The sequence below is a fragment of the Rummeliibacillus pycnus genome (assembly GCF_044359855.1).
GTDB classification, from domain to species: domain Bacteria; phylum Bacillota; class Bacilli; order Bacillales_A; family Planococcaceae; genus Rummeliibacillus; species Rummeliibacillus pycnus_A.
This window is the reverse complement of the sequence record NZ_CP132291.1, coordinates 927,282-944,463: the sequence shown is the minus strand read 5'-3', so window position 1 is coordinate 944,463 and position 17,182 is coordinate 927,282. Positions and strand designations below refer to the sequence as shown.

Annotated in this window: 18 protein-coding genes; 14 read left to right on the top strand and 4 right to left on the bottom strand. The window is 32.3% G+C overall.

What is annotated here, in order from left to right; translation table 11 throughout:
- Positions 1-59 precede the first annotated feature (59 nt).
- A protein-coding gene (locus tag Q8X41_RS04605) for an IS3 family transposase (protein ID WP_397539084.1) occupies positions 60-1,423 on the bottom strand; the annotation gives its coding sequence in 2 pieces (ribosomal slippage) (positions 60-964 and positions 964-1,423; 1,365 coding nt in all).
- A 201-nt stretch (positions 1,424-1,624) separates the two neighbouring features.
- Here Q8X41_RS04605 and Q8X41_RS04600 point away from each other — a divergent pair.
- The 5 genes from Q8X41_RS04600 to Q8X41_RS04580 all read left to right on the top strand — a co-directional run bounded on the left by Q8X41_RS04600 (position 1,625) and on the right by Q8X41_RS04580 (position 5,277).
- The gene (locus tag Q8X41_RS04600; RefSeq protein WP_397539083.1) at positions 1,625-2,020 is read left to right on the top strand and encodes a GNAT family N-acetyltransferase; all 396 of its coding nucleotides are present in this window, start codon (positions 1,625-1,627) and stop codon (positions 2,018-2,020) included.
- Positions 2,021-2,418: 398 nt separating this feature from the next.
- On the top strand, positions 2,419-2,631 hold the full coding sequence (locus Q8X41_RS04595) for a helix-turn-helix transcriptional regulator (RefSeq protein ID WP_063575037.1): 213 nt from the start codon (positions 2,419-2,421) through the stop codon (positions 2,629-2,631).
- Position 2,632: 1 nt separating this feature from the next.
- Entirely contained in the window at positions 2,633-3,031 is a 399-nt protein-coding gene (locus tag Q8X41_RS04590) for a hypothetical protein (protein ID WP_397539082.1), read from the top strand.
- Between the two features lie 3 nt (positions 3,032-3,034).
- Positions 3,035-3,679: a stage II sporulation protein M gene (locus Q8X41_RS04585; protein WP_397539081.1), complete on the top strand. Its 645-nt coding sequence runs from the start codon at positions 3,035-3,037 to the stop codon at positions 3,677-3,679.
- A gap of 887 nt (positions 3,680-4,566) precedes the next feature.
- Positions 4,567-5,277 (top strand): DUF421 domain-containing protein, encoded by a 711-nt coding sequence (locus Q8X41_RS04580; RefSeq protein ID WP_397539080.1) that lies wholly within the window; start codon positions 4,567-4,569, stop codon positions 5,275-5,277.
- Positions 5,278-5,998: 721 nt separating this feature from the next.
- On the opposite strand, the gene Q8X41_RS04575 is transcribed toward Q8X41_RS04580, so the two are convergent.
- Together Q8X41_RS04575 and Q8X41_RS04570 are read right to left on the bottom strand one after the other, a co-directional pair.
- The gene (locus tag Q8X41_RS04575) at positions 5,999-6,877 is read right to left on the bottom strand and encodes a helix-turn-helix transcriptional regulator (protein ID WP_397539079.1); all 879 of its coding nucleotides are present in this window, start codon (positions 6,875-6,877) and stop codon (positions 5,999-6,001) included.
- A 392-nt stretch (positions 6,878-7,269) separates the two neighbouring features.
- The gene (locus Q8X41_RS04570) at positions 7,270-7,980 is read right to left on the bottom strand and encodes a VIT1/CCC1 transporter family protein (protein ID WP_397539078.1); all 711 of its coding nucleotides are present in this window, start codon (positions 7,978-7,980) and stop codon (positions 7,270-7,272) included.
- Positions 7,981-8,712: 732 nt separating this feature from the next.
- Between Q8X41_RS04570 and Q8X41_RS04565 the strand changes: the two genes are divergently transcribed.
- The 7 genes from Q8X41_RS04565 to sspO all read left to right on the top strand — a co-directional run bounded on the left by Q8X41_RS04565 (position 8,713) and on the right by sspO (position 14,013).
- Positions 8,713-9,525: an MBL fold metallo-hydrolase gene (locus Q8X41_RS04565; protein ID WP_397539077.1), complete on the top strand. Its 813-nt coding sequence runs from the start codon at positions 8,713-8,715 to the stop codon at positions 9,523-9,525.
- A gap of 52 nt (positions 9,526-9,577) precedes the next feature.
- The gene (locus Q8X41_RS04560) at positions 9,578-9,958 is read left to right on the top strand and encodes a hotdog domain-containing protein (protein WP_397539076.1); all 381 of its coding nucleotides are present in this window, start codon (positions 9,578-9,580) and stop codon (positions 9,956-9,958) included.
- Between the two features lie 169 nt (positions 9,959-10,127).
- Positions 10,128-11,060, top strand: coding sequence for a DUF4030 domain-containing protein (locus Q8X41_RS04555; protein ID WP_397539074.1), 933 nt, complete (start codon positions 10,128-10,130; stop codon positions 11,058-11,060).
- A 238-nt stretch (positions 11,061-11,298) separates the two neighbouring features.
- The gene (locus Q8X41_RS04550) at positions 11,299-11,973 is read left to right on the top strand and encodes a MerR family transcriptional regulator (protein ID WP_397539073.1); all 675 of its coding nucleotides are present in this window, start codon (positions 11,299-11,301) and stop codon (positions 11,971-11,973) included.
- Between the two features lie 315 nt (positions 11,974-12,288).
- Positions 12,289-12,576 (top strand): hypothetical protein, encoded by a 288-nt coding sequence (locus Q8X41_RS04545; RefSeq protein WP_397539072.1) that lies wholly within the window; start codon positions 12,289-12,291, stop codon positions 12,574-12,576.
- 365 nt (positions 12,577-12,941) lie between these two features.
- Positions 12,942-13,664, top strand: a complete 723-nt coding sequence (locus Q8X41_RS04540) for a hypothetical protein (RefSeq protein WP_397539071.1) — start codon at positions 12,942-12,944, stop codon at positions 13,662-13,664.
- 187 nt (positions 13,665-13,851) lie between these two features.
- Positions 13,852-14,013: a small acid-soluble spore protein O gene (gene sspO, locus Q8X41_RS04535; RefSeq protein ID WP_397539070.1), complete on the top strand. Its 162-nt coding sequence runs from the start codon at positions 13,852-13,854 to the stop codon at positions 14,011-14,013.
- Positions 14,014-14,370: 357 nt separating this feature from the next.
- Here the strand turns inward: sspO and Q8X41_RS04530 are convergent, their stop codons facing one another.
- The gene (locus Q8X41_RS04530) at positions 14,371-15,081 is read right to left on the bottom strand and encodes a diphthine--ammonia ligase (RefSeq protein WP_397539069.1); all 711 of its coding nucleotides are present in this window, start codon (positions 15,079-15,081) and stop codon (positions 14,371-14,373) included.
- A gap of 401 nt (positions 15,082-15,482) precedes the next feature.
- Between Q8X41_RS04530 and Q8X41_RS04525 the strand changes: the two genes are divergently transcribed.
- Together Q8X41_RS04525 and Q8X41_RS04520 are read left to right on the top strand one after the other, a co-directional pair.
- The gene (locus tag Q8X41_RS04525; protein WP_397539068.1) at positions 15,483-16,322 is read left to right on the top strand and encodes a YitT family protein; all 840 of its coding nucleotides are present in this window, start codon (positions 15,483-15,485) and stop codon (positions 16,320-16,322) included.
- A 448-nt stretch (positions 16,323-16,770) separates the two neighbouring features.
- Positions 16,771-17,169 carry a DoxX family protein gene (locus Q8X41_RS04520; RefSeq protein ID WP_397539067.1) on the top strand — a complete coding sequence of 133 codons (399 nt, stop codon included), beginning with the start codon at positions 16,771-16,773 and terminating at the stop codon, positions 17,167-17,169.
- Positions 17,170-17,182 lie beyond the last annotated feature (13 nt).

Here is a 17,182-nt window from a genome sequence, read left to right as displayed (position 1 = left end):
TTAAAGGGCGCTATCCTTGAAAAATGAAGTGACCCCAAAAAGTTAGACATTATATTAAGTTAAGCAGCTATAGTGGATTGAATTCGGTATTGTACCGGACTCAATCCTTTTAATTTTCCTTTAATACGTTTGTGGTTGTAGTATTCGATATACAGTTCAAGCTCACGCTTGAAGTGAACCATATTCTCAAATTCTTGTATAAATAATAATTCAGATTTTAATAGTCCAAAGAAATTTTCAATTACTGCATTATCTAAACAGTTACCTTTACGAGACATACTTTGGGTAATACCATTTTGTTTTAATGCATAAGAGTATTGTTTCATTTGATAATGCCACCCCTGATCCGAATGTAAGACAGGGGCATCTCCTTCGGATAAGCAAATAAAAGCTTTGTCTAACATGTTTGAAACAAGTTCATATGTAGGACGGCTTTGAATATTATAGGCGATAATCTCACCATTAAATAAATCTAGTACAGGGGAAAGATATAATCTCTCACCAAATAAATGAAATTCTGTTACGTCCGTTACCCACTTTTCATTTGGTTTTGTCGCAACGAAATCACGTTTAAGAATGTTTGGTGCGATTTTACCTACATTTCCTTTGTAAGAACGATATTTTTTCAAGCGTACAAGAGATTTTAAACCCAATTCCTTCATAAGCCGTTGAACGGTTTTATGATTGATCTGGAAGCCTTGATTACGTAATTCTAGCGTTATTCGACGATAACCATATCTTCCCTTATGGTCGTGATATATAGTAGAAATCATCGATTTCATTTCGGCATATTTATCAGGTCGGTCAAAGCGACTTGTCCAGTAATAATAAGTGCTACGTTTGATTCCTGCTAGCTTTCTTAACTCTTTCACACTAAATTGATTCCTTAGTTCATAGACTACTTGCGCCTTGTCTTTCGTTTTAATGTTTCCTTTTCTTGAACTAAGGCATTCAACTTTTTTAGAAATGCATTCTCCATACGTAAACGTTCATTCTCTGCTTGTAATGCCTCTATAGAACCTTCTTCGAAGATCTGTTTCTTAGCTTCTTTTTGGTTGTCTTTCTCCAACTTTGTATGCCCCTTTTTCTTAAGAACTAGGGAGTCTATACTTTCATTTCCAAGACTAATTCGCCATTTTCTAATTGTTCCTGGAGTAGGTAAATTAAACTGTACTGCAGTCTCTAAAGAAGACAACCCGTTCTCGTTCATATAATTGAGTATGTATAGTTTATCTTCAAAAGTATAACGTGTATAGCCTTTTTTAAAAGATTCTGGTCCATGATATTGATATTTTTTAATCCAAAAATGAAGGGTTTCAGTATTAGTTAAATTGAGTGATTTAGCAATAGAAGTAAGGCTTTCTTCTCCGTTTTCATAACGAAAAATCGCATCTAATTTTTGTTCGAGAGTAATTCTTGCCATAAAAAAGGCACCTCCAAGTGTTAGATTCGTGTCTAACATTTGGGGTGCAGTTCAAAAAAGGATAAGCGCTCATTTTTCATTTAAGGGCCAGATTGTTGAATACAGGGTTGTATTGAAAAAATTAATTAAACGAAAATGAAATAAAGACATACTGTTTTAAATTCAGTAAAATTATGTAAAAGGATTTTTGGGGGTTAATACTTGAATATAGTAATTTTAAGTAATACTGATAAAAAGATTAAAGCGAATGATTTAATTAAGTTGTATCAAAATGTAGGTTGGTGGGAGGAAAGAAAACAACAGGATATTGAAGATATGCTACTAAAAGTAAAATCCGTAGGTGCGTGGAAAGACGATACCCTTATTGGTTTCGCAAGAGCTGTTTCAGACGGAAAGTTTAGAGCGTATATTGAAGACGTAGTTATACATAATTCCTATAGAGAGGAAGGTATAGGAACAAAACTGGTATCAAAATTGTTAGATGAGCTATCACATATCGATGTAATCAGTTTGTTTTGTGAAGAAAAGTTATTACCATTCTACGAGAAGAACGGTTTTAAATACAGCAAATCACAATTTATAATGCATAAGAAATAATCGAGTAAAAAAGTTTAATGTTCAATTAACATCTTATTCATTTAATAGGAGCTATAGTTGGAAAAGTATCTTCAACAATCGGGCGCAATTCTTGAAAAAGAATTGTGCCTTCTTTAGCTAAAGGGCCATATAATTGAGCAACAGTTTTAAAGATACGAATACTCTGTAAAAAATGTTTAGCGTTGTAAAAAATACATTTAAAATATGGGATTAATTGAATATTTACAAAAAAAGTCGGTCCCATACATATTAGGTGCTGATTTTTTTAGTATCAAATAGTTAGGTTATTTCGAACTAAAAATTGGTAAAAATTAAAATGTAACGTTGACATTACATTTTAAACTGTATACTATCATATTATGTAACGTGTACGTTACATTTTGGGAAGGATGTAATTCATGAAGCATGGTGTACGAAATTCAGTGAAAGAATTTAGAAAAGAAAAGGGGATAACACAGGACCAATTAGCTGAAAGTATCTCTGTTACTAGACAAACGATTATAGCGATTGAAAAACAACGATATGAACCATCTATAGGTACTGCACTTAAATTAGCAACTGTTTTAGAATGTTCGCTTGAAAAATTATTTTGGATTGAAGGAGAAGAATAATATGAATGTATCTTATCGAACGAATTTTATTTTGCGTATAGGGATCCCACTGTTTTTGTTTATTAGTTATTTCTTTATTTCACACTCTAAATTAACATTAATCATTGCTATTTTAGCAACAATTCAATTGATTGTATTTGGTCTAGATATTCATAGAAAAGGTTATTGGAATAAGGTCAATCTTCAGCATGACCAACGTACAAGGTATAATGCTTTATTTGCAGGAAATCTCATCTATTGGTTTACTATTATCGTTTTATTTATAGGCGCATTATTAATACAAAATTCTATAATTTCAATCACATATCCGAAGTTGATTGGCTACCTGATTTTAATTAGTTTGATTTTAAGATGGATAATACGAGACTACTTAAATAATCAGGAAGAAACCGAGGATTAAAAAATGAAAAAAGTCTATTTGAAAGAATTTGAGATTTATAAGAAATGTTATCAAAAAAGTTTTAGGTGGACATTTATTTCTTCGATTATTATTGTAACCGTTTGTTTCATATTATCTTTTTCTATGGCTGATTTCTTTATAAAACAAACAGAAGCAATTGCCGAAAGTATAGCTAACAATATAGCTGAAATATCTAGTAAAGAAATAAGTAAACTATCAGATGTACAAAACCTACTGTTGATTTTTTGGAACAATCTGAAAGTAGGAACAATCACAGTTTTATTAGGAATAATCCCTTTTTATCGTTTGTCATCCTTCTTTACAATTTTTCAATTTAGTGTTATTGGTGTGGTGTTTGGTGGGCTATCTGCAATGGGACACAATGTGATAAATGCATTTGTTATTAGTTTTTTACCCCATGCCATCTTTGAACTTACAGCATTTATTTATAGTGTAGCAATAGGGAACTTCATAAACAAAAACATTTTAACAAAAATATTCTTTCGTAAAAAGAAAGGTTCAGAACCAATAGGGAAATTATTAATGCAATCTTTAAGAAGTTACATTTTCGTTGTCATTCCATTATTGTTCATAGCAGCTTTTATAGAAGCGATTATTACTTCTCGATTATCGGAAACTTTTTTATGATAAATAGCTAAATATATTTCAAGTGGTAACTCTCGGAAACGTTGAGTTAAGAAAAATAAACGTTTTATTTTTTTGTTTTTTTACGAATGAAACAGATTAATGGAGCATTTTGGAAGTTATATTAATTAAATTTATAAGAAGACATTTTTAGATCTTTTCAGTATTTTCACTATTCAATAATCGGGCGCAATTTTTTTATTGTTATATTTTTAAGTAAAGTGAAGTATCTTATATCGAAAATAAGACAACTATATTTTAACCCTGTCCCAAATATTTAGAAGGGGGTTATGCTTGTTTTAAGTTTTAAAATTAAATAACTTTATTGTCTTTTTACAGGATAATGATAAATAGATGTAATGATAACGTAATTCACTTTTAGATTTTTTTGAAATTGTTGAATAGAATTATGGAGCAGTGCAATTGTTCCCCAAAATGCTATTAACCATGGTAAATCATCTTTTTAAATATAGTCTTAAATCCTTGATGCGAAAGAGTTTAAGCATTTTTTTTAATGTATCCTATTGGAAAGGAAAGTGCGAATAACGCAAAAAATTTAAAAGTTACTTTAACCAAGCTGTTGATACGAATAAAGCAGTATTAGAAGCGAAACGTAGACCTGTTTAACATCTGTTAAAGAAATGAAATTCGCTGAAAAAAATCTGGAACAATTGAATTTAATACAGCTATGGCTGCAGGCGACTAAACCGTATCAGTTTCTGGCTTTTCAGAAGCTGATCTAACAGGTTCTAACCATGAAACGAGTAAGGTTCCATTTTAAACCGTACCCGTACCAAGATTATTAAGAGCCTATCCTTAAAATAAAGGTTTAGAAAGGGAGAAATAGTAAAGTCTATTAGTAAAAGATAAAAGTTAAATGAGGTGTTGAAATGCCTGAACATTTTGAGGTTATTTTGAGGTCAATAGCTTCTTTTGGACTGTTATTAATAGGCACGCGAATACTAGGTAAACAAACGATCTCTCAAATGACGATGTTTGATTTTGTTGCAACCATTTCATTAGGAGCCATTGCTGCGAACTTAGCCTTTAATACATCGATAAAAGCACATCATATTATCATAGCACTTGTCATTTATGTCATTATAATTTTTACGATTGCTCTCATTTCTTTAAAAAGTAGAAAAGGCAGAAAGTTTTTAGCTGGTGACCCTACGGTTGTTATTCAAAACGGAAAAATACTAGAGAAAAATATGAATAAGATGCGTTATACGTTAGATTATTTAAATCAACAGTTAAGGGAAAAGGACGTCTTTAATATTGAAGAGGTACTGTTTGCGATTATAGAGACAAATGGGACGTTAACAGTCTTAAAAAAGCCTCAATTCAGAAATGTAACTAGACAAGATTTAATGATACCGATAACTCCTGAATTTAATTTACCAATTGAACTTATTATGGATGGAGAGGTAATAAAGGAAAATCTAGAACAGAATAACTTAACGGAATCATGGTTACATTTGGAATTAAAGAAACGTAACTTAGTTCAAGATGATGTATTATATGCAGTCCTGTCCGGTAATGGAAATATGTATGTTGATACATATGAGAATCATATTCATTCTCCAATAGATAAAGAATAAATGATTTTTATATAAGGATTATGAGCATACAAAATTACGGAAAGTCCTTTGGATTTAGTTGCTGAACTAGTTGAAAATGAAGATTTAAATAAATTAACAAGGAGGGAGTAAATTGTAGGTTATCTTTGTTCAAATTTGATTAAAAACAAAATTTTAAGTGAAAATGACTGATAATAGTAATAGAATTCTATGAAGATAAGTGCTTCTTACGATATGTTAAGCCTTAAAAGATTTTATCCACGATTATTAATGCCACCGTTCCTAATTTCGGTGGGCATTTGTAGTTTCATTATTTTTAATTCATTAAATGTGATTTTTCAGTAAACAAATAAGAAAAATCTCGTAACTAAAGTACGAGGTTTTTCTCAACTTTTTTTAAGAGAATGCTTAGTCATGGAAAAATAAACATTCTGTATTGCAATAATAACATCGTAAGGGACAAACAATTTTATTTACTACTTAAGACTATGTTGTTAATTATTAATCTTTTTATTCGAAGCAAGTGATAGAATTATTTACTTTAGAAAATGTTTTGAATAAAATTCTTTATAACACTGCCGATTGTATTCGAATAGAAAAGCTTCCCTAAAGGAATAAGCGCAAAAATACATACGGCCATTAATGAATATAATACTGCTTTATGATTATTTGATTTGATTTCAAAACATGTGTTCCTCCTCAATTTTTAGTTTGTAAAAAATGATAGGAGAATCACAAATTATTAAATCTCATCAAACCCTAAATTAAGTGGCTCCTTAGGCAAATTTTCGGACGTTAACATATTAGTTGATGAAACCGTTAAATCCACTTCTTCTAAAACAAAACCATCTGCCCATACTTTTCCTTGTCCTATTAGCAAAACACCAAAATGTATTGAAGATGAACTGTTTTTCGGCACATCTAAAACAATTGAATAATAATTCCAATGTGTTGTTCCTGTGATTGAACGACTTTCCATATTATCAAATTGAATAGGATCACCTGCAACATTATCTACACGGCACCAAGCACCGCATTTCGCAACATTTTCAGTTTTTAAGAAACAAGACAGTTTTATCCTCTTACCTAGCCAATTTTCTGCTGAAAAACTTTGCATCATTGTTGCAAATTGTCCTTCTTTAGTTTCATATGCGGATGCCAAATATCCAGACTGCGTTCCTGTATGAAATATTTCTTTATCAGTTTTCATCTCATAAAAATCAGGATGCGAACCACTTAAAATCCACCCTTTAATTTTTGTTTCTGCACACATAATGTCTTCCTCCGTTCTTTGAAGTGTTTGCATTAATTTTCGATATTTTCCAGGTGGCATTTTGTACAGCTCTTTAAAAGAACGAGTAAAGGCTTCTTGCGATTGGAATTGTAAATCAAAAGATATCTGAATAATAGGCAAATCAGAATACAACAAGTACTTTGCTGCCATTGCTAATCGACGTTTGCGAATATATTCTCCAACAGTCAATCCAGTCTCTTGTTTAAACAATCTAGTTAAATGGAATTTTGAATAACCTATTCGATTAGCGTAATCTCCCAATTGCCATTCTTCTAATAAATTTTGTTCTATAAATGAAATAACGTCCCTTGTTACTTTGCCATACATATTGCTCACCTCACTTACAAAGTTTAGAGGATATTTCGAAAGATTTTTTGATAATAATTGCTATACATGCTACTTAATTTCATAAGTTTCGAACAAGCGAGATTCAGGATACTTTATTTTATGTATAATAATCTTTCTTTTTTACATGATAAATATCAAAATATTTACATTTTATTATACAGTGAAACTATTAATAATAGTATGGCAACTAGAATTGTAATTCTTTTCTGCTTTCTAGTTTCTCATTTTCAGACAAAATACTTTTCAAACACGCATCATCATCAGTCTAATACAGTGGTTAGCCATTGAACCTTTCATGCACGAAAAAAAGAACACGTAAGAAATAAAGCCGCACGTGTCCTGATTTAAGTATCGTTTTATTTGTGAAAAAGTTAAGAAATTAATCTTGCAATTAAAAAGGCGATACCTGCTGCTAAGCCACCGACCAATGTCGTTTGAAAAGCACTCTTAAACGGCTTAGCACCAGTAAACTGTCCTTTTACAAATCCGAAAATAAACAAGGCAATGAGTGTCATAATTACGGAAAGAAGTAGGGCAGAGTTAGCATTTGGGATGATCATATAGGGGAACAAAGGAATGAGACCACCAACTATATAAGATCCACCAATTGTAATGGAGCTCGTTAATGCACGCTTTGGTTCTGGCTTCTCAAGTCCAAGTTCGTATTTCATCATGAAATCTGCCCATTTTTCAGGATCTTTACTCATTGCAGCAACTGCCTCATCGATTGCGGATTCAGGTAGATTCCATTCACGTAATATTTCAGCTACTTCTTCTCGTTCCCGATCCGGCAATTCCACAATCTCTCTTCTTTCCCGATCCAGTTCAGATGCATAGTGCTCCTCGTCCGTCCGTGCAGCAAGGTAACCGCCAAGTCCCATTGCAATTGACCCCGCAGCAATTTCTGCTACGCCTGCAACGACAACTAAACTTGCATTCGAGATGCTACCTGATAATCCGGCAGCGAGTGCAAACGGAACTGTCAATCCATCGGCCATACCGATTACAATATCACGAATTAGATCAGATGCCATAAAATGCTGTTCTTCATGTGTTGGTTTATTCATTTCAGTTTGAGACATAGAAATCTCCTTTCTTTATTTAAACCACCCTTACATTAGAGGCGGAAATGAAAATTCTTATCATTCCCCATAAAATGACACATAGTGCTTTACCAATTGAATAGCACCATATTTAAAATTAAAAAATAGTATTTTACTATTTTTACTATATCATATATCTGTCCTGCCTTATCATACATTTTTCCCCTTAAGGCTTTTATTATGCATTCCTAAACATTTCAACAGTGGTGTACTCAAAATAGTGAGACGTTAAACGGTAACTCTTCGTTAAATTCGAATAGCTATAACATATTTATCAGCTGTATAGTCCAGCAAAAAAACAACGAAATTCAAGGGAATGAAGAGGAATAAGCTAAAGGGAAAAGTATGTGGAGAAATGTACTTAAAATAACTAGCAGTTTAGTTTAAGAAGGAATAATCAATTACTATATCGAATTAGAGATAAAACAATATTAATAGAGTTCAAAGAAATTTTTTTATAATCTTTCAAACCGTTAAAAAAATAATAATTGAACGTTCAATCTTAATTGTTTAGTTCATAACTTTTTAGGAGGAATAGCTTATTAAGAAGTCCAATATTATTTTCTTTGAAAGGCAATTTCCAAGTGCAAACATGATTCTAATAAAAGATCAGCGCCCGATTCTTATTGATACTGGTTTTGGAAGTGATGTGAAAGATACAGAGCAATTAGTTAAGGATTATGCGTTTCACCAGAAGAATTACACCTTATAGTGAACACACACTATCATAGTGATCATGTAGGTGGCAATTATCATCTTCAAAAAAATTATGGTGTCCCAATTGCTGCTCATAAATGGGACGCAGAATTAATTAATTCTTGTGACCCTGAATCTTGTAGTGCACAGTGGTTAGATCAACCTGTAGAACCTTATCGAGTTGATAGAAAACTATCGGATAACGATGAGATTCATGCAGGAAGCAGAACTTTGAAAGTGTTGCACACACCAGGACATACCTTAGGACATATTTCTTTATATAACCCAGAAGAGGAAATCTTAATTTGTGGAGATCTCTTTCACAAAAGCGATATCGGGTGGTTAAATACCTTCCGAGAAGGTGTTTCATCTATCCAACGTTCACTAGAAAGTTTGGATCGGTTGTCCACGCTTCCGATTCAAAAAGCATATTCAGGACATGGACCTCAAATAGATAATCCTACTGCTTCTATTGATGCAGCAAGGAAACGATTTGAAAAGTGGCTTAAGACTCCAGAAAAAATTTCATGGCATGCCCTAAAAAGGATTTTTTCATTTACATTAATCATGAAAAACGGAATGGCAAAAGAAGAAATAGATGATTATCTACTAAACTGTGGTTGGTTCCAAGATTTTGCACGTTACTCCTTCCAGCGTCAACCTGAAGAATTTATACAAACCCTGTTAGATGAAATGATTCGCTCTGGAGCAGCAAGCTGGTACAATAATCATTTAATTGCTGCCGCCCCATACCAAGTGCCACAAAAAGAATGGTTGGATAAAAACATAATGCCAAAGGATTGGAAAGCTCAAGATTTAATCACTTAACAATTTAAAATGGTTAGATTTTTAATAACACCTTTAAGAGAGGGAGATTTATATGTCCTTAAAAGTAGGAGATATTATTTCGTTCGAACGGACATTTACAGTAAGTGATGTTAAATTATTTACAGAAATCTCAGGTGATGAAGGGATTCACCATAGAACCCTAGATGAGCAGGGGCGACTTGTTATTCAAGGACTATTAACGGCAACTCTTCCAACAAAAGTAGGTGGGGATAATAACGTGCTTGCTCGTAATATGAATTTTGAGTTTTTAAGACCTGTGTTTACCGGGGATACAATTATATGTGAAGTGAAAATAGAAAAATACGAATGGCAAGAAAATAAAAATCGAACTGCTATTTATACGTCTTTTTTATGTAAAAATCAGAATGAAATAGAAGTCTTAAAAGGGGATTTTTCAGGTGTAATTCTATAAATTCTTGATTTCCAAAATAAAATAAGATCGAAATAAAAAACGCATGAAACTGAATGCGTTTTTGTTTGTATATCCATACTCTACTGATTGTAGTAGACAAAATAGTTAAGTGATATGTTACAATTAACAATAATGCATAAAAATGTAAATTATCAAAGGGGTTGATTTTTTGAAAAAAATATCAATGTTGTTTGCTTTACTCAGTATATTGTTTTTTGTAGCAGTCTGTACATCAAATAAGACTATGGAAATATCTGATAATCACGCCTTAGCTAAAGAGAGTTCAAATAATATTATTTCCTATTATGAAACGATCAAATTAGAAAATGCCATTGAATCTTCCATCAATAAAAAGGTATTTAAGAAAAAAGGCTATCCAAATGGTTATGATCTAACCATTTCTCGTGCAAAAAAAGAGGTCAATCTGGTGATTAGACCGTATTCTAAGAAAAATTTTAATTATTTAAAAGATGACCTTCAAAGTAATATTGAAGAAGTTTTGAAAACAAAAAAATATACGGATTATAAAGTGAATGTTCTTGCTTATTGGTCTAAAACGAATCCGACAAAACGACAAGATAATGAAATAAAGATTAATAATGAAATAGTTGAGAAAATGAAAAAAACTCATAATATAGATGTTGTTATGTTAGGAACTAGATATTCAGCTACAGATGGACGCATTGTACAATTGGACTTAGTGGTAAAGAATGGAAAAGAAATTATTAATCCGAATGAAGTGAACAATTTTCACAAAGAATTTTTAAAATTAGCTAAAGAAAAAGGAATCAATGTTACAGATATTCCTATACGATTTAATTCAAATTTAAAACGTGATTGGGAAATGAAAGTGATGCCGTCTATAAATCAAGGGTTAAAAGAAATAAAAGATTTAAAGGTTACATCAACTACTATAATAGATGATCAGAATCCGATTATTATTAATACAGCAATAAACAGCACTGATAATAATGCTAAAGAGGTTGGAAAACGCATTGAAAAACACATAAATGAATTTCTCAAATATAAAGAAATTAACAAATCATTTCCTGGTTCTTATGAAATTCAGGTTCTAAGTAAAGATAATAAGAAAATAAATTAAGAAAAGCGTAGGTAAACCTCCAAAGAAGTAGGTATAAAGAAATTAGAAGAAGATTTACTGAACAAAATGTATTTACGAACGAGTTATTTCCTTATAATAAATTAATAAATCCCGGTCTTTATAGCTCTATGCAATACAAAACTATTAATCCTATTAACTCAGTGTATAAAAGAAGTACATGTTTACGCTCAATATAATTGGTAGAAATAGTAGTAATTAAACGGGAGGAGATTGCCAAATGAAGTATTTCCAATCTGGTGAAGTCGCTGACATACTCAATATTTCCACGGGATCCTTAAGATCATATGCACAACTGTTAGAGCATGTGGGATATGAGTTTAAAAAGAATGCAAATAAGCAGCGTCAGTATAGTGATCATGATGTTAATATACTTAGCGCTATGCTAGCTCTAAAAAATGAGCATGGTTTAGCATTAAAAGATGCAGTAGAGAAGGTTTCGAGTGCTGACTTTGCGCCATCTAGCGTACTTCAACCAATCGCAGAGCGCCAAAGCGAATCACCAAGCGCATTACCAAATGAAATCAATAGTAACGAGTTTTATCAGATATTAGAATTATTAACGAACGAAATGGTAGCGCTAAAAGGTGAAAACCAAGAATTAAAGTCGCTAATAAGTGCGCAAAACGGTGCTATAAAAGACTTAGAAACCAAGCAGGATAGGGCTTTAAAAGCAATCGAACATCCCCAAAAAAGTGCCGAGTTTAAGCGCATGGAGGAACAGATAGATACAATGATAAGGCATCAAACAACGTTAGCTGAAACTGCACCGAATACTAATGCATTAACTGCTGAAATTCGTATATTAAATTCTAAGATTGCCGAATTAGAAACTTTAGCAACAACCGAGGGGAATAAAAGTAGTTTTTGGTTTAGATTGTTTAAAATAAGATGAATGTAAAAAAGGTAGGACCTTGGCTATTCTTAGCTAAAGTCCTGCCTTTTACTTGTCTTTAATTTATCCTAGATTATGTACATCAATAGATCGAGCTTCAATAATGGAAGTCAATTCATTATCTGGTGATTTCATCATGGTATGCTGTACCTTTTGAAGGTTTACTCGTGTAAAATATTTTCACACTCTCTTTTGACTTTAGAATACTTGCAAAATTGGTTGAATTACTAGCTGATTTTCCATTCATTGGAACTTATTTTGTTTTTAAGTTAAAATAATAGAATTGGTATTGATTATTTTTAGGGAAGTGGAATTATGGAAGATTATGAAGATAAAAAATTACCATGGTATTTAAGACAGGGGTGGTCAATTTTTTTTGCTATTATTAGTCCACCAATAGCATACTTGATTATTATTTTTAATTTAAAAAAAATGGATCAAGAAACTAAATCGGATAGATTATTTTTTGCTACGATTATGACGGCATTATGGTCGTTAAAGTTTTTACCTCATAATACATTTACTTTAATTATTTTAATCTTATGTTTTGCTGGTACTGCATTTCTAATGTTCTATAAATTATTAGGGGAAAAAGATAGATAAAGAAACACCACCAAACATTAATAATAAAATTGTAATAATACATAACAGGAAAAATTAGTGCTTGAATAGAGAAAAGAGAAAGCATAAGGGGGAAATGTCTTCTATTCCATTGTGGAATTAGGTAGATCCTAACTTTTCAATGGATACATGTTTTTTCCAGATAATTAATAAATCCATGTAGAGATAGAATCAGGGAAATGTGGATTTACAACTAATGAAAATAATGAAAACAACGAAAAAATATGAACTTATAAACCAAATCAAACAATATTATTCAGAATAGAGGTATGAGAGAATTTCATAAAAAAAATCTTCTTTTTGGGTGAGGTTATTTCAAAAATAATATTATTATTGGAGGAGATGACATGAAACGTAGAAGTATTTTTATTATCGGTTTAATTTTATTTGCTGTCTCTGCACTACCGTTATTTTATATGGTACGTGAGGTATTGACGAAGTGGATGATTGATAGTCAGTATTCAATCAATCATGCATATAAAGATGATCAAGGGTTTTCAACAATTATTGATGCACAAAATATCGAAGTAAACGGATTAAATATTAGAATCGTAGAGGAACCTACTGGAAAAAAAGGAAGCTTAACACCATGGGATAAAGAAGAAGGTGTAGAAGCTGGTGATATTGTAAAGCTCCATCTGTTTGTGGAAGGGAAAGAAGTAACTCCAGCGAATGAAATTTGGTTATCAAATCGAAAACGTGGGAGTCGCTATTTTTCGTGGTTAGATATTTTAACAGTCAATAAAAAGATTGCTATTGTCCAACGACTCACGGATGACGATACACCAATGGAAGATCGACGATGGAAGATTATTTGGATTGAAAAAAATGGTAAGATAACTGAAGAACATATTTCGTATAAACAAAGGGGAGAAAATCCAATTGCAGTGCGATTAATTAATGCTTCAGGAACAGATCGTATGATGATGGGGTATTATTCTGATATCTTAACGTTTTACCCAACGATTTTCTTTCCATTTATGTATCCAATCGGAACAGGAATTGCAGGATTTGTGATATGTCTGATTTTCTTAATTCAACGAAGAAAGCAAAAAACAACGAATAATTAATTGTGTTAAAAAACAGGTTACGATAAGTAATTCAAAAGTGAAAACAAGGCTAATTCCACATCATGCAGAAAGCAGATTTATATAATTAATATTTGTATTTATACATTTTTCAGTACCTTCTGTTTTCTGATGGTTGTTGAATACTTCATAAGAATTTGCAAAACCTATACTTATGGAGGTGAAAAACTTGAATAAAGTCCAAAAAGTAAGTAAGCAATTGGGAAAAGATTTCAGTGATAAACAAGCGACTCGTAGTCAACAATCAAGAGAATTTAATCAGGAATTTGCAAATGAGCCATTAACGGCAACAGAAAAGTTAAACAATAAAAAAACAAAGAAACGACAATAGAGTGAAGTAGAAGTGCTGCCTCAAACGTCATTAATTAATCAACCGACACTATAAATTGTGTCGGTTTCTTTATTATATACGTCGAATATAGATAGGACAGTTGTATCATGAATTTTCTAATATCCCGGTATTTGTTGTCCTGTATGGAGTAAACTGGTAGATTTTTGAAGAGAGTGCCCGGGTAGATTCCCTCGCTCCTCTTTTAATCTAATCGGTAACAATATTAAAGATACCTCCAGATAAAAACAGGATTTGCTTTCTGTTTGTTTCAACAGTGCGCATGATATCCGCTAGAAAGACCTTTTCCATTGTATTGTTTGTTTTCAATCTGATATGAAAGTTTATCGGAATTCTGTATTAATAGGTATCCATACCCGCCATCTGATCTAGTTCCAAAGGTAAAAAAGCATAATCACCGTCTTTGATAATCTCACATTTACGAACTGGGATAGGACGTTTAAAAATGGGCCCATCTATTACTGTGGTATGGAACTCTCCACCTTCTCCACAAGGGTCAATATCACGAGCTTCAAGCTCTTTCACGAATTCATGGGTTAACGTTCGCCCTAAATCGTCTTCTCGCATGCCAAGTGATAAGTTAACAGTTACAATAATCGTAACAAAACCTAGATTTATGAACTCTTCGACAGCTTCATAGTGGTTCATTTCCCATAGAGGCATTCCAAGCTTTAATCCAGCATTCTTCGTGACCTGTTCATGCCAACAGCCATGAGCAGGCATATCTAAGTCTCCAGTTACTAATACTTCTGCACCTTGCTTTTTTGCTTTGTCTAAAAGGCGCATAAATACTTTTTCATAATCTGCCCAACTTGCAGCTGCTGTATATACGGGCAACCCTATAGATTTAGCTTGTGCACGTATGAATTCCAGAGACATTCCATGGGATCTGGAACGTTTCCCTTCATCCTCCAGCATTACGATCAGTCCAACCGCTTCTCCCACTTTCGTTGCTTTATACAGAGCTAAGACACTATCCTTTCCTCCGCTAAAAGAAGCTATAAATTTATGCCCGCGAGCACTATTTTTCCAATCCATTATTTCTGCCATTCGTATTTTTCCCCTTTATTCTAGTATAATGCACCTTCAAATAGATTGAGTTTGATTGTAACTCTGATAGTCCTCACAATTATCGATGCGGTAGCGTTAAAGTCCTATGCGAGTATTTCTTTGTTCGATGGTCCCATCTCCTTTTGCATTGTTAATACCATATATTTTATATGAAAAAGATTACATCTGCCCTTTTTATTTTTTCACACACTACTAAATCAAGTTTAAAGGATTTATATTGTATATTTAACTTTTTAAAGGGAGAATGTTAGTTTGTAATACATTTTGATTAGAAACCTATATTAAAAATAAAACAGGCTATTGTTCGATTTCAATGTTCCACGATATAATGGTGAGAGTTTGTGCCTAAGAAAATATTTTTATAATTAGTGAGGTATTGTATGAAAAAAAGAACCACAGACATTATTTTTATCATTATTGGTGCATTTCTTTTTGCGCTAGGTGTTAATTTATTTGTTATTCCGAACGAACTTGGTGAAGGCGGAGTAACTGGTATCACGATTATTACTTACTATTTATTTAAGTGGTCACCAGGATTAGTCAACTTAATTCTGAATGCATTTTTGTTAATAATTGGTTATAAATTCATGAGTAAGATTACAATGATTTATACGATTATTGCTGTAGTTACTAACTCGCTTTTTCTTCATCTGACAGAAGGCTGGAACATTGCTTCTGATGAATTGATGGTAAATGCTATTTTTGGAGGAATATTTGTAGGGTGCGGGATTGGTCTAATCATTCGGGTTGGCGGTACAACAGCAGGTACTACCATCTTAGCAAGGATAGCACATAAGTGTTTAGGATGGAGCATGAGCTATGGTCTATTGTTTTTTGATTTAATAGTTGCTTTTTCATCTTATTTTATCATTGGTGCAGAAAAGCTGATGTTGACAATTATTATGCTATATGTAGGAACGAAAGTGATGGAATTTGTAATCGAAGGCTTGAATCCGAAGAAGGCCGTTACAATTATTTCTGATAATTCAAATGACATTGCCAAACAGGTGACTACTTCAATGGACAGAGGGGTAACCGTATACTCGGGTCATGGTTATTACACAAAAACCCCTAAGGAAATTCTTTATATAGTAATAAGTAAGCAAGAAGTAATAAAGTTGAAAAGGATTGTTCAATCTACTGATCCAAACGCTTTCATCGCTATTCACGATGTTCGTGATGTGTTCGGAGAAGGATTTATTGATATTTCTAAAGCTTAATTAGAGGTTGTTTTAAAAGAGCTAGAATTTGTAGAGTAGGTATTATACTCTGTAATATTACAGACAAGTAATTGTACATGATTTTGATTTCATCATTACTTGTTTATAATGTTGCATATATTATGGAAATGTACATTACTAAAATAAATTTTAGTGGTGTACATTTTTTGTTTTGTTAAGAATTACAGTGCATTCTTAGAGAAGAATTCAACTTTGACCAATACGAAGTAGAGGCTTAGAAAGCTTTTTATATACATTATTTATATAATTCGTAGCCAGAAGTGAATAAAAAACATTGACAATGTGAATTATATGTAATATGATTATCTCGAATTCAAGATAAATTAATTGAAGATATTAAACGGAAGTAAAGTTTAATAAGTTTTGGTCTTTATAAAATTTTTTAAACTAATATCTCGAATTCAAGATAAATTAGGAGGAATTAAATATGATGAATATAGGTTTATTAATAATCCGCTTAGTTATTGGGTTGTTATTTATTGGTCACGGTGCACAAAAGTTGTTTGGTTGGTTTGGAGGTTATGGAATAAAAGGAACCGGAGGATGGTTTGAATCAATCGGTATGAAACCTGGAATAGCTATGGCTATTTTTGCAGGACTAGGAGAACTGGTTGGAGGAATTCTATTTGCTACAGGACTTTTAACACCAATTGGCGGAATTTTGATTGCTGGAACTATGGTAATGGCAATAATTAAGGTGCACGGGGCAAATGGTTTATGGGCAACATCTAATGGTTACGAATATAACCTTACGATACTTGCGATTGCTATCGGTATAGCTTTGATTGGACCTGGCGCTTATAGTCTTGATGCTTTATTTTTCTAAAACACATTATTTA